General features: G+C 64.1%; 11 protein-coding genes. 5 read left to right on the forward strand and 6 right to left on the reverse strand.

Annotated elements, in window-relative coordinates; genetic code table 11:
* Positions 1-42: 42 nt before the first annotated feature.
* The 3 genes from pdxA to J0O65_RS01670 all read right to left on the reverse strand — a co-directional run bounded on the left by pdxA (position 43) and on the right by J0O65_RS01670 (position 4,847).
* A complete protein-coding gene (gene pdxA, locus J0O65_RS01660; RefSeq protein WP_251373221.1) occupies positions 43-1,092 on the reverse strand; it encodes a 4-hydroxythreonine-4-phosphate dehydrogenase PdxA in 1,050 nt (349 codons plus the stop codon).
* A 19-nt stretch (positions 1,093-1,111) separates the two neighbouring features.
* Positions 1,112-2,506, reverse strand: a complete 1,395-nt coding sequence (locus J0O65_RS01665; RefSeq protein WP_251373223.1) for a peptidylprolyl isomerase — start codon at positions 2,504-2,506, stop codon at positions 1,112-1,114.
* Positions 2,507-2,609: 103 nt separating this feature from the next.
* The gene (locus tag J0O65_RS01670) at positions 2,610-4,847 is read right to left on the reverse strand and encodes an LPS-assembly protein LptD (protein WP_215403467.1); all 2,238 of its coding nucleotides are present in this window, start codon (positions 4,845-4,847) and stop codon (positions 2,610-2,612) included.
* A 98-nt stretch (positions 4,848-4,945) separates the two neighbouring features.
* Between J0O65_RS01670 and J0O65_RS01675 the strand changes: the two genes are divergently transcribed.
* The 5 genes from J0O65_RS01675 (at position 4,946) to J0O65_RS01695 (ending at position 10,354) form a co-directional block, all read left to right on the forward strand.
* Positions 4,946-6,013 (forward strand): aminoglycoside phosphotransferase family protein, encoded by a 1,068-nt coding sequence (locus J0O65_RS01675; protein ID WP_215403469.1) that lies wholly within the window; start codon positions 4,946-4,948, stop codon positions 6,011-6,013.
* A gap of 74 nt (positions 6,014-6,087) precedes the next feature.
* Positions 6,088-6,816, forward strand: coding sequence for an N-acetylmuramate alpha-1-phosphate uridylyltransferase MurU (murU, locus tag J0O65_RS01680; protein WP_215403471.1), 729 nt, complete (start codon positions 6,088-6,090; stop codon positions 6,814-6,816).
* On the forward strand, positions 6,816-8,138 hold the full coding sequence (locus J0O65_RS01685; protein WP_215403655.1) for an aminopeptidase P N-terminal domain-containing protein: 1,323 nt from the start codon (positions 6,816-6,818) through the stop codon (positions 8,136-8,138). The genes murU and J0O65_RS01685 overlap by 1 nt, the downstream gene beginning before the upstream one ends.
* A 9-nt stretch (positions 8,139-8,147) precedes the next feature.
* Positions 8,148-9,290 carry a UbiH/UbiF/VisC/COQ6 family ubiquinone biosynthesis hydroxylase gene (locus J0O65_RS01690; RefSeq protein WP_215403473.1) on the forward strand — a complete coding sequence of 381 codons (1,143 nt, stop codon included), beginning with the start codon at positions 8,148-8,150 and terminating at the stop codon, positions 9,288-9,290.
* Between the two features lie 110 nt (positions 9,291-9,400).
* Positions 9,401-10,354, forward strand: coding sequence for a GGDEF domain-containing protein (locus tag J0O65_RS01695; RefSeq protein WP_215403475.1), 954 nt, complete (start codon positions 9,401-9,403; stop codon positions 10,352-10,354).
* Positions 10,355-10,402: 48 nt separating this feature from the next.
* Here the strand turns inward: J0O65_RS01695 and J0O65_RS01700 are convergent, their stop codons facing one another.
* From J0O65_RS01700 to J0O65_RS01710, 3 genes are read right to left on the reverse strand one after another with little or no spacing between them, the layout of a single operon-like run.
* A complete protein-coding gene (locus tag J0O65_RS01700; RefSeq protein WP_215403657.1) occupies positions 10,403-11,857 on the reverse strand; it encodes an NAD(P)(+) transhydrogenase (Re/Si-specific) subunit beta in 1,455 nt (484 codons plus the stop codon).
* An 8-nt stretch (positions 11,858-11,865) separates the two neighbouring features.
* On the reverse strand, positions 11,866-12,180 hold the full coding sequence (locus tag J0O65_RS01705) for an NAD(P) transhydrogenase subunit alpha part 2 (protein ID WP_035822749.1): 315 nt from the start codon (positions 12,178-12,180) through the stop codon (positions 11,866-11,868).
* Positions 12,181-12,204: 24 nt separating this feature from the next.
* Positions 12,205-13,317, reverse strand: a complete 1,113-nt coding sequence (locus J0O65_RS01710; protein WP_215403477.1) for a Re/Si-specific NAD(P)(+) transhydrogenase subunit alpha — start codon at positions 13,315-13,317, stop codon at positions 12,205-12,207.
* Between the last annotated feature and the right edge of the window lie 180 nt (positions 13,318-13,497).

A 13,497-nucleotide genomic window follows, 5' to 3' on the forward strand; every position in this document is an offset into this window, starting at 1 on the left:
TTCTATTCTAGAGGCGGTGTAGCGGGGTAAAACCGGTGGGTATCAGGCGGCGGTGCTGGCGAGCAGCATGTCGAGCGCCGTTTGCAGCGCGTGTTCCATGCTGTGGCCGTCGGCCAGGCCCAACCCTTGCGCGGCCAGGTCCAGCGCCGTGCCGTGGTCGACCGAGGTGCGGATCAGCGGCAAGCCCAGCGTGATATTGATGCCGCGCCCGAAGGTCGCGTATTTCAGCACGGGCAAGCCCTGGTCGTGGTACATGGCCAGCACGCAGTCGGCGTCCGCCAGGTATTTGTGCTGGAACAAGGTGTCGGCCGGATACGGCCCGCGCGCATCGATGCCGCGCGCCTGTGCCGCGGCAATCGCCGGGGCGATGACATCGATTTCCTCGCGTCCCAGATACCCGCCCTCGCCCGCGTGCGGGTTCAGGCCGGTGACCAGGATGCGCGGCGCGGCGATGCCGAATTTCCGTTGCAGGTCGCGCTGGAGAATGTCCAGGGTGACGGCCAGGCTGTCCAGGGTGATGGCGGCGGACACGTCCTTCAATGGCAGATGCGTGGTGGCCAGCGCCACGCGCAGGGTCGGTTCGCCATGGCCGGGTTCGCCGGCCAGCATCATCACCACCTGCGCTGTGTTGGTTTTTTCTGCCAGGTATTCCGTATGGCCGGAAAAGGCCACGCCGGCGTCGTTGATCGTGCTCTTTTGCAAGGGCGCCGTGACCATGGCGCCAAACCAGCCGGCGGCGATGCCTTCCACGGCCGCGTCCAGGGTGGCGAGCACGGAACGCCCGTTTTCCTTGTCCAGCACGCCAGGAATGACATTGTTGACCGTGGGAATATCGATCACGGCCAGGCGGCCTGGGCCGAACTGGGGCAGGCCGCTGTTGCGCACGGCTTGCAGCGACAACGCCGCCAGGCGGATGTCCGGATCGATCAGGCTGGCCGTCAGCGCCAGGAAGGCGGCGTCGCCCAGCAAGATGCAGTTGACCTCATGCCGCATGGCCCAGGCGGCGCGGATCGAAATTTCCGGGCCGACACCGGCCGGTTCGCCACAAGTGATGGCGATGGCCGGGCGGCGGGCAAGGGGCAAGTTACTCATGCGCAATGAATCAGCGGCATTACTGGTCATCCGCGCGGAATTCGACGTAGGCACGGTCGCGCACTTCACGCGCCCAGTTTTCCGTCGCTTCTTCCAGCTTGCGTTCGCGCAAGGCGTTGCGGGCGGCGGCGCGCTGCTTCTCTTTCGAGACGTCGTCGCTCTTGCGTTCCAACACTTCGATCAAGTGGAAGCCAAAGCTCGATTCAATCGGCTGGCTCACTTCGCCCGGTTTCAGCGCATTCATCGCCGTTTCGAATTCCGGCACGGTGTCGCCTGGATACAGCCAGCCCAGGTCGCCGCCCTTGGCCGCCGAACCGTCGTTCGAGAACAAGCGGGCCAGGTCTTCGAACTTGGCGGCCTTGTTATCGAGGCGCTCTTTCAGTTCCAGCAATTTGCGCTTGGCTTCGGCCGCCGACAGGGTCGGTGTTACCTTCAGCAAGATATGGCGCGCATGCGTCTGCTGCACGGCGGCGACGGCTTGCGCCTCGGCGGCGCTGCGGCGGTCCACCAGCTTGAGGATGTGGAAGCCCGTGTTGCTCTTGATGATAGGCGTGATCTGGCCCGGCTTCAATTTCAGCAATTGCTCCGTGAACAGGGGCGGCAGGCGGTCGCTGTTGCGCCAGCCAATATCGCCGCCGCTCAGCGCATCGCTGGCGTCGGAATAGGTGGCGGCCATCTTGGCGAAATCGGCGCCCGTACGCAACTGGCGGCTGACTTCTTCGGCGCGTGCGCGGCGCGCGGCGATCTGTTCGGGGCTGGAGTTTTCCGGAATGCGCACGAGAATTTGCGCCAGGTTCAGCTCCACCTGTTCGCTGGCGGCCGCTTTTTCCGCTTCCAGGAAGTTATCCACTTCGGAATCGGAAATCTGGATCTTGGCGTCGACTTCATGCTCGCGCAGGCGCTGCATGATGATTTCATCGCGGATTTCTTCGCGGAAGGTCGCAAACGGCGTGCCTTCTTTTTCCATCTGGTTGCGCAGTTCTTGCACCGTCATCTTTTGCTGTTCAGCAATACGACCGATGGCGCGGTCCAGGGTCAGGTCATCCACGCGGACGCCCATTTCCTTGGCCAGCTGCATTTGTGCGCGCTCGACAATCATGCGCTCCAGCAATTGACGACGCAGGTCGGCCGGATCGGGCAAGGGCACGTTCTGCGCCTTCATGCGCTGCTCCACGCTCTTGATACGGGCCGCCACTTCATTGCGCGTAATCACTTCGTCATTGACGACGACGGCGATGGAGTCGATGGTCCGGCCACTGCTCGACGCGGGGGGCGTGAACCCCTTGGCCGGCGCTGGCGCGGCGGCAGCGGGCTTGGCCGCAGGCGCTGGCGCAGCCTGTTGCGCCCAGACACTACTGGTCGTGGCGCCGGAAATGGCGCACAACAAGACCGTTGCAATTTTGAGTTGGTGCATACTGGCATTACGCATAATGTGTAGAGCGCTCATGAGTTCAGGTGAATAAAAAAACCGGTTGGTGCCAGCGCCGGGAACGCCGGCGGCGGCAACGGTGCCTATCTTAACGGAGTGGCTGGCTCACTGTCTGGTAACCAGGGATGGTTTTTGTAAAAGTTTCCAGGCCATTCGCGCCCAGACCCAGGCCATTCGACAAGCCCGTCAATTCCAGCTGGAAGAAGATCGGCGTCGAGACCGTCTTGGTCGTCGTCACGAAACGCTGCGCGCCCATGCGGAACACCCAGCAGTCGCCCTTGTATTCCAGGCCGACCAGGCTTTCCAGCATGCTGCGATCCTTCAAGGAGTAACTGATGCGCCCCACGCCATACAGGCGGTCCGTCAACGGCCATTGGCTCGACACTTCCGCATTGCGCAGGACGCCACGCTGGAAACGGTTACTGAAATTCAGTACTTTCTTGGCACCAGGCTGATATTGCAGGGTGTAGTTGTAGCTCATTAACTGGCGATCGCTGGGATTGTACTGCACCAGGCTGTCGGCGGTCCAAGTCTCGGACACGCGGCCCGTTGCCGCCAGCAGGATATCCGAACGCGACTGGTTGACGGGCGTGGTCGAATCAAGTTGCACGCGCTGGTCGGCAAAATAGAAACGCTGGCCGAAGGTCAGGCGCATGCGCTCCGTGCCGTCCGACTGCAGGAAACGCGATACCAGGGCGGCCGTGACCTGGTTGGCGTCGCCGATGCGGTCGCTGCCGACAAAACGGTTTTCCGTGAAGATCTGCGTCAGGTTGAAGGTACCGGCAGCCGTATCGAATTTCGGAAATTGCGACTGGTCGCGGTACGGCGTGTAGACGTAGAACAGGCGCGGCTCCAGGGTTTGCGTGCCGCCCTTGGCGCCAAACAGATTCGTGTCGCGTTCAAACACCAGGCCGCTGTCGACCGAGAAGGTCGGCACGGCGCGCGTAAACGACGTCTCCGCAAACTTCGCCTTGGTCCTGGCGTCGTTGTCGAGCTGATACGCGCTGGCATTGAGCATCAGCTTGGGCGTGATGAAGTAGCCAGGGCGCAGGATGGGGAAACTCACCTGCGGCACGGCCACGAGGCGCGACCCTTGCACCAGAGTCGGGTGGGCGAAGCGCGTCGCTTCCGCGTCGAAGGTCCAGTCGAAGCCGCCCCAGACGTCGTATTTGCCAGCGTGGAAGTTCACCGCCGGCAAGCGGTCATACGGGCGCGGCACGACCACCGTGGGATCGGGGTCCTGCAGCACCTGGTAATTCTGCACGCGCGCCGTCAGGCTCCAGTCCTCGGTGCGGTAATCGGTGCGCAATTCGCGCAGCAACTGGCGCTCGGTGGCGGTGGCGACGGTTTTCGAAAAATCGTTCGGATAATTATTGTCGGACGCCTCGCGCAAATCCCAGCTGTAACTCCAGCCCTTGGCCAGCGCCTGCTCATGCTTGGACTTGATCATGTAGCGGTTGGTCTTGGTCTGCTTGTCGTTAGGCAAAAACTCAAACGACGTCTCCCCTTGGTACAAGCCTGCATCCGTCTCGCCCATGTAGCGGCCCGTCGCACCAAGCTGGATGCCGCGCCGCTGTATATAGCGCGGGAACAGGGTCAGGTCGCGGTTCGGCGCGATGTTCAGGTAATACGGCATCAGCAGCTCGAAACCGTTCTTCGAGGCAAAGCCCGGCGTGGGCGCCAGCCAGCCCGAGCGGCGCGCGCCCGACAGCGAAAACGAGATGCCCGGCGTGCCCAGGATCGGCACGTCCTTGAAATAGATGATGGTCTTGCTGCCGGTGCCCACGTCGCGGCCCGTATCGAGGTTCAGGGTGCTCGATTTCAGGTACCAGTCCGGATTCGGTCCTTCGCAAGTACTGTAGGTGCCGTCGATGACATTGGCTTCGTCGGGATTGATGAAGTCGACGCGCTCGGCCTTGCCCTGGCCGCCACCCACGGCGAATCGGTACGTCGGATTGAGCAGGAAACCCTTGCCAGTCTCCATGTTCAGCTTCAAGACGTCACCCGTGTAGTAATCGCCGAAACGCCACATCTTGATGTGGCCCTCGGCGTCGAACTCATCTTCAACTTGTTTGTAACAAGCTGTATCGGCCGTCATTTTTGTGGTTTTTCCGCGCTCAATCACCACATTCTGATCGAGATTGAGCTCCCTTTCGGGGCGTCCGTTCATGCTGTTCGCCGTCATGACGGTGGGCGCGTCGGGATCTTCCACATGCACCGGGCGTGGCGCTTTCTGGGCGTGGACAGGCACCGTCGTGGCGGCGACGAGCGCGCTGATGGCGAAAGCCCAGCGCTGCGAAGGGGGGGAGGCCGAAAACCAGCTCATGAATTGGAAGGGGCAAGCACCATGACAGGCGATTTTTTGATTTGAATCCCTTATTATATGGGAATCTGCACCATCAACCCGATTCCACAGGCCGCTTAATGTCATTCTCCCCCCATTCCCCTGCCGCGCCGGCCTCCGCCGACGCTCGCCTGACCCTGTTGAAAGCCTGGTTGGCCCCGCTGAACCTCGTCGCGCCCGAATCCGCCCGCCCCGCTTCCAGCGATGCGAGCTTCCGCCGCTACTACCGTCTCGACGTGCTGCCTGGCAATGAAAAATTGCCAGGAAGTACACTGATCGCCATGGATGCGCCGCCCGAGCGCGAAAACGTGCCCGCCTTCGTCAAGGTCGCCGGCTTGCTGAAAGGCGCCGGCGTGTCCGTGCCCGAGATCATCGCGCAAGACCTGGACAACGGTTTCCTGTTGCTCTCCGACCTGGGCACGACCACCTACCTCGACGCCCTGAACCATGATAACGCCAGCGTGCTGTACGCCGAAGCGCTCGAGTCGCTGATGAAAATCCAGCTGGCCAGCCAGCCCGACGTCTTGCCCGAATTCGACCGCGCCTTCATCCTGCGCGAAATGCATCTGTTCCCGGAATGGTTTATCGGCAAGCACCTGGGCGCCACCTTGACGGATGTGCAACAAACCCAGCTGGACAAGGTCTTCGAAGCCATCACGGCGAACATCTTGTCGCAGCAACAAGTATTCATGCACCGCGACTACCATTCGCGCAATTTGATGCATATCAACGACGGTTCGCTCCCCAATCCCGGCATCCTCGACTTCCAGGACGCCGTCTTCGGCCCCGTCACCTACGACATCGCCTCGCTGCTGCGCGACGCGTATATCCAGTGGGATGAGGAATTGGTGCTCGACTGGGTGATCCGCTACTGGCAGCGGGCCAAGCAGCTGGGCTTGCCCGTGAATCCCGACATCGACGCCTTCTACCGCGATTTCGAATTCACGGCCCTGCAGCGCCACCTGAAAATCCTCGGCCTGTTCGCGCGCCTGAATTACCGCGATGGCAAGGACCTGTACATGGGCGACCTGCCAACCGTGCTCGATTACGTGCGCAAGACAGCCAACCGCTATACGGAACTCAAGCCGTTGGTGCGTCTGCTCGATGCCCTCGAAAATAAAACGCCGCAAGTCGGCTACACTTTTTAATCGGCGCACCTGACCCGTCCGCTGCGGGGCCACGGCCCCGCCTTTCACTTATTGCACAGAAAACGAGTTCCACCATGAAAGCCATGATCTTTGCCGCAGGCCGCGGTGAACGGATGCGTCCGCTTACCGATACCTGTCCCAAACCGCTGCTGAAAGTGCGCGGCCGTCCACTGATCGTCTGGCATGTGCTGAACCTGGTGCGCGCCGGCATCACGGACATCGTCATCAACCATTCCCACCTGGGCCATCTGATCGAGGCAGCCCTGGGCGACGGCAGCGCGTATGGCGCGCGCATCGCGTATTCGCCCGAGACCACGCCGCTGGAAACGGCGGGCGGCATCGCCCAGGCGCGCCACTTGCTGGGAGAGGAACCTTTCCTCGCCATTTCCGGCGACATCTATTGCCCGTATTTCGACTTCAAGCAGGTACTCGACGTGCTGGCCGACAAGGATGTGCTGGGCACGCCATATCCGGCCGACCAGCGCGACATCGCCTGGACGTACCTGGTGCCCAATCCCGACTTCCATCCCAAGGGCGACTTCGGCCTGACCTTGTTCTCGATCAACAATACGGACGACACCAAGTGGACTTTCGCCAATATCGGCGTGTACCGTCCCGAGATGTTCGACGGCATCACACCCGGCAGCCACGCCAAGCTGGGCGATTTGCTGCGCCAGTACGCGGACCTGGGCCGCGTGGGCGGCGAAGTCTATACTGGCGAGTGGACGAATGTGGGCACGCCGGCGCAGCTCGACGTGCTTAACGGCGTCGCCAGCACCGGCACGAAGGCGCCCGCGGCATGATGGCCAATTACGCGGCACGGCGCGCGGCGCTGCTGGCGCAGATGCTGCCGGGCAGCGTGGCCATCCTCGCCACGGCGCCCGAAGTGCCGCGCAACAGCGATTGCGATTATCCGTATCGCCACGACAGCTATTTCTATTACCTGAGCGGTTTTACTGAACCCGACAGCGCCGTGGCCCTCGTGGCCGCCAGCGCCACGGCGCCGGCGCGCGCCATCCTGTTTTGCCGCGCCAAGAACACGGAACGGGAAATCTGGGACGGCTTCCGCCACGGCCCCGAGGCGGCGCGCGCCAGCTTCGGTTTTGACGGCGCCTTCCCCATCGAGGAACTCGACGTGGAAATGACGCGCCTGCTGGCCGACGCGCCCGCCATCTACTATGCGCTGGGCGGCAGCCTCGATGCACAGGTCAAGGTCTGGCGGCACAACGTGCGGCAAAAGGCCCGCAGCGGCGTCACGGCGCCCGCCATCGCGCATGACATCAACGGCATGCTCGACGCCATGCGCCTGCTGAAGGATACGCAAGAACAAGGCCTGATGCGCCGCGCGGCCGCCGTCTCCAGCGCGGCCCACGTGCGCGCCATGCGCGCCACGCGGCCCGGCATGCACGAATACGCGCTGGAAGCGGAGCTGCTGTACGAATTCCGGCGCAGCGGCGCGCAGTTTCCCGCATATTCCTCCATCGTGGCCGGTGGCGGCAACGCCTGCATCCTGCACTACAGCGCCAACGACGCCGTCCTGCAGGATGGCCAGCTGGTACTGATCGACGCCGGCTGCGAACTCGATGGCTACGCCTCGGACATCACGCGCACCTGGCCCGTCAACGGCCGTTTCAGCGCGCCGCAGCGGGCCCTGTATGAACTGGTGCTGGCGGCGCAGCAGGCGTCGCTGGATATGGTGCGCCCCGGCTTGCCGCACAGCGCCATCCACGAAGCGGCCGTGCAGGTGCTGGCGCAGGGCATGCTGGACCTGGGCCTGCTGGACCGCCAGAAAAGCGGCAACGCGCAGGACGTCATCGCCGACAAGAGCTATGTGCCGTTCTACATGCACGGCACCAGCCACTGGCTGGGCATGGACGTGCACGACGTGGGCGCCTACCGCGACACCACCGCGCCGGGCAAGCCGTGGCGTCCGCTCGAAGCAGGCATGGTGCTGACGGTGGAACCGGGCATCTATGTGCGCCCGAGCGCGGGCGTGCCGGAGCAGTTCTGGCATACCGGCATCCGCATCGAGGACGATGTGCTGGTCACGCCGCAAGGCCATGAAGTCTTCAGCACGGCGCCAAAAAGCGTCGCTGAAATCGAACAACTGATGTCACAGGATTAACGCCGCCGCATGCAAACACCGTCCACTTTCGATCTCGCCATCTGCGGCGCCGGCCCCGTCGGCATGGCGCTGGCCGCCCTGCTGGCGCAGCGGGGCAGCCGCGCCGCCGGCATCGCCCTGCTCGACGCCAAATCCCTCGACCACGCCAGGCGCGACCCGCGCACCATCGCCCTGTCGCACGGCAGCCGCCAGATTCTCGAGGAGGCGGGCGCCTGGCCCGTGGCAGCGACGCCTATCCACCAGATTCACGTCTCGCGCCGCGGCCAGTTCGGGCGCAGCCTGATGGAGCGCGGCGAGCATGGCGTCGAGGCGCTCGGCTACGTGGCGCGTTACGGCGCCGTCGTCAGCGCGCTGGCCGACGTGTGCGAGCGCCTGGGCGTGGCCAGCCTGCGCCCGGCCCTGGTGACTGCTAGCTGCGAAGACGCCGATGGCGTGTGCGTGCAGATAGAGCAAGCCGGCGCCGCGTCCAGCTTGCGCGCCAGCCTGCTGGTGCAGGCCGAGGGCGGCCTGTTCGGCCAGCAGCCGGAACGCGCCGTCAGCCGCGACTATGGCCAAAGCGCCATCATCGCCCACGTGCGCGTAACTAGCCCCATCGCGCACCGCGCGTATGAGCGCTTCACCGACGAAGGCCCGCTGGCGCTGCTGCCGCAGGACGACGGCTACGCGCTGGTGTGGTGCGTGCCGCCCACGCGCGCCGAGCAGTTGCTGGCGCTGGACGACGCGGCCTTCCTGGCGCGCCTGGGCGCCGCCTTCGGCAGCCGCCTGGGACGCTTTAGCCACGCGACGGCGCGCCTGGCCTATCCGCTGGGCCTGAACGCGCAGGCGAACGGCACGGCGCGCACGGTCGCCATCGGCAATGCGGCGCAAACCCTGCACCCGGTGGCGGGACAAGGCTTGAACCTGGGCTTGCGCGACGCCGCCGTGCTGGCCCGCGTGCTGGCGCAGGACAGCAGCCCGGCCGGGCTGGAACGCTACGCCAGCCTGCGCCAGGCCGACCGCGGACTGACCGTGCGCGTGACCGACACCATGGCGCGCATCTTCACGGGCAGCGCGCCCACGCAAGGCTTGCTGGGACTGTCGCTGGGTTTGCTGGACGTTGTCAGCCCGGCGCGCAAGACGCTCGCCGAGCTGATGATGTACGGCCGCCGCTGAACCTCGGTGATCAGGGCACGGGCGAAAAAGAAACAGGCGAGATATCCGGCATGGAGTAAACGGCCCGCGGATGCGACAATGGCTGTCACCTGGCTTTCGGCGACCGTTCCATGACAGATGCTTTGACCGCAGCACCGCCTGCCGCACTTCCCGAAGTACTCTTTTCCCGCCTGCTGGAAGATTCCCTCGACGCCGTCATCATCATCGATGAACATTGCCGCATCCGCTATATCAATGGCGCCATGCAGGCATTGTCTGGCTATGCCAGCGGGGAGTTGCTGGGCCAGACCCTGAACGGCCTGCTGCCCGACGCCGTCGGCGCGCAGCACGACAAGCACGTGATCAACTACATCCGCAGCTCGCGCACTTCCAGCGTGCTGGGCAAGATACGCGAATTCGCCATCCGCCACCGCGACACGCAGATGATCCCCATCGAAATGAAGGCGCTGGACCTGGGCGTGGTCGGCGGCATGCGCTATTTCGGCGCCTTCCTGCTCGACGTGCGCGAGCGGCGCGAACTGGCGGCGAAAAACGCCAGCCTGCTGGCGCAGCTGGAACAACAGGCGCTGCACGATGCGCTGACGTCGCTGCCGAACCGGCGCGCCTATGAAGCGCAGGCCGCGCAGGCGATGGCGCGCGCGGCGCGCAACGGCGCCGCCCTGAGCGTGGGCGTGGCCGACCTCGACCACTTCAAGAAGATCAACGACCGCTATGGCCATGCCGTGGGCGACGCCGTGCTGCGCACGGTGGCGCAGGCGCTGCGCGACACGGGACGCATCACCGACGTGGCGGCGCGCCTCGGCGGCGAGGAGTTCGGCCTGCTGTTCCCCGACGCCAGCCTGCAGCAGGCGCACCAGGTGGCCGAACGCATCCGCGCGGCCGTGGCGGCGGCCGTCACCGTGCTGCCCGACGGCGGTCCGCTGCACGTCACCATCAGCATCGGCGTGGCGCAACTGGTGCAAGGCGCCAGCCTGGACGCGGCCATATCGGATGCCGACAAGGCCCTGTATGCGGCCAAGCACCAGGGACGCAACCAGGTCGTCGCGGCGGCGGCCAGCCAATAAAAACGGCCCGCGCAAGGCGGGCCATCTTCAGTTGACTAAGGCATTGCCTTACTCAACTGCCTTGAGCATATCCTCGATCACCTTCTTGGCGTCGCCAAACACCATCATCGTGTTCGGCTGGTAGAACAGGTCGTTGTCCAGGCCCGCATAGCCGGACGCCATCGAGCGCTTGTTGACGATGATGCTCTTGGCTTTGTAGGCTTCCAGGATCGGCATGCCGGCGATCGGCGATTTCGGGTCTTTCGCCGCCGGATTGACGACGTCGTTCGCGCCCAGCACCAGCACCACGTCCGTCTGGCCGAATTCGCCGTTGATGTCTTCCATCTCGAAGACCTGGTCGTACGGCACTTCCGCCTCGGCCAGCAGCACGTTCATGTGCCCCGGCATGCGCCCGGCCACGGGATGGATCGCATACTTGACGGTGACGCCCTTGTGCGTGAGCTTTTCCACCAGTTCCTTCAAGGAGTGCTGCGCGCGCGCCACGGCCAGGCCGTAGCCGGGCACGATGATGACGGTTTCCGCATTGCCCATGATGAAGGCGGCGTCGTCGGCCGAACCCGATTTCACGGGACGCTGTTCCTGCGCGCCCGCGCTGCCTTGCGCCGGCGCATCGCCGCCGAAGCCGCCGAGGATGACGTTGAAGAACGAACGGTTCATGGCCTTGCACATGATGTACGACAGGATCGCGCCCGAGGACCCCACCAGCGAACCGGCGATGATCAGCATCGAGTTATTCAGCGAAAAGCCGATGCCGGCCGCGGCCCAGCCCGAATAGCTGTTGAGCATCGACACCACCACCGGCATGTCGGCGCCGCCGATCGGAATGATGATCAAGACGCCCAGCGCAAAGGCGATGACGGTCATGACGATGAACGGCGTCCAGGCTGGCTCCACGCCGTCGGCGAAGCAGAACACCAGGCCCAGGCCCACCATCACCAGCGCCAGCACCAGGTTGAGCATGTGCTGGCCCTTGAAGCTGACGGGCGCGCCCTGGAACAGGCGGAACTTGTATTTGCCCGACAGCTTGCCGAAGGCGATCACCGAACCGGAGAAGGTGATGGCGCCGACGAAGGTGCCGATGAACAGCTCGAAGCGGTTACCGATGGGCAGCGCCTCGCCCAGTTTGGCGATATTGAAGGCCCACGGCTCGGACACGGCCGCCACGGCGATGCAGACGGCCGCCAGGCCGATCAGCGAATGCATGGCCGCCACCAGTTCCGGCATCTTCGTCATTTCCACGGTCTTCGCCAGGTAGGCGCCGATGGCGCCGCCCGTGACGATGCCGACGATGACGAGGCTCAAGCCCATGCCGCCCGTTTGCTGTTCCTTCAGTTTCAGGATCAGCGCCACGGTGGTGACGGCGGCAATGGCCATGCCGCTCATGCCGAAGACATTGCCGCGGCGCGCCGTCGAGGGCGACGACAGGCCTTTCAAGGCCTGGATGAAGCACACCGAGGCGATCAGGTACATCATCGTCACCAGGTTCATGGTGACGAAGCTCATGGCGTGACTCATTCTTTTGCTCCTTGCTTGGCCTTCGGTTCTTTTTTACGGAACATCTCGAGCATGCGCTGCGTGACGAGGAAGCCGCCAAACACGTTGACGGCGGCCAGGGCCACGGCCAGGGTGCCGGCCGCCTGCGCCAGCGGGCCTTGCGTCAGGCCGGCCGCCAGCATGGCGCCGACGATGATGATGGCGGAAATGGCATTGGTGACGGCCATCAGCGGCGTATGCAGCGCCGGCGTGACGGTCCAGACGACGTGGTAGCCGACATAAATGGCCAGCACGAAGATGATCAGGTTGGTGATGGTGTGACTGATTTCCATGATGTTGTTCTCTCCGGCGCCGCGTTATTTACGTAAGATTTCACTGCCTGCACACACCAGGCTGGCCTTGATGATTTCATCCTCGCGGTCGATCAGCAATTGGTCGTCCTTGTCGATGATGAGCTTTAAAAAGTCCAGCACGTTGCGCGCATACAGGGCCGAGGCGTCGGCCGCCACCAGGGTCGCCAGGTTCGGCTCGCCCACGATGTAGACGCCGTGCTTCAGCACCGTCTTGCCCAGTTCCGACAGCGGGCAGTTGCCGCCCTGCTCCACGGCCAGGTCGACGATGACGGAGCCCGGTTTCATGGCTTTCACCGTCTCTTCGGAAATGAGCACGGGCGCGGCGCGGCCGGGGATCAGGGCGGTGGTGATGATGATGTCGGCCAGTTTCGCCCGTTCATGCACCAGTTCGGCCTGGCGCCGCATCCAGTCGGCCGGCATGGCGCGCGCATAGCCGCCCGAGCCCTTGGCGATTTCCTTTTCTTCGTCGGTGAGGAAAGGCACGTCGAGGAATTTGGCGCCCAGCGACTCCACCTGTTCCTTGACGGGCGGGCGCACGTCGGACGCCTCGATGACGGCGCCCAGGCGCTTGGCCGTGGCGATCGCCTGCAAGCCTGCCACGCCCACGCCCATGATCAGCACGCGGGCCGCCTTGACGGTGCCGGCCGCCGTCATCAGCATCGGCATGAAGCGCTGGTAGGTATTCGCCGCCACCAGCACGGCCTTGTAGCCGGCGATGTTGGCCTGCGACGACAGCACGTCCATCGACTGCGCGCGCGTGATGCGCGGCACGGCTTCCAGCGCGAAGGCGGACAGGCCGGCCGTGGCCATGGCGGCGATATTGTCCGCGTCAAACGGGTTCAACATGCCGATCAGCACCGTGCCGCTGGCCATCAAGGCCCGTTCTTCGGCATCGGGCGCGCGCACCTTGAGCACGATGGCGCAGCCATAGGCTTCCTGGGCGCCGCCGATCTGCGCGCCGGCGGCGGCATAGGCGTCGTCGGGAATCGACGCCTGCAGGCCCGCTCCCGACTGCACGACGACCTGATGTTTGGCTGCCAGCTTCTTGACTGTCTCGGGCGTCGCTGCCACCCGTGTTTCACCAGGCCGTGTTTCGGCCGGTATGCCTATCCTCATGATGCCTCCGCTAATTGATAAACTGACTAGAATCTAACACGGAAAGCAGCGCGTTAAACGTTTGTGAACCAGCAACTTTTAGTCGTACGACACTAATTCCACCAGCATCCCCCGCTTCGTCTCACCATGCGGCGCGGCGCCCATATTGTGAGAAAGCTGTGTCAATCTCACCACAGTCGG

Source organism: Janthinobacterium sp. JC611 (genome assembly GCF_018682595.1).
In the GTDB taxonomy this organism is placed as follows: Bacteria; Pseudomonadota; Gammaproteobacteria; order Burkholderiales; family Burkholderiaceae_D; genus Janthinobacterium.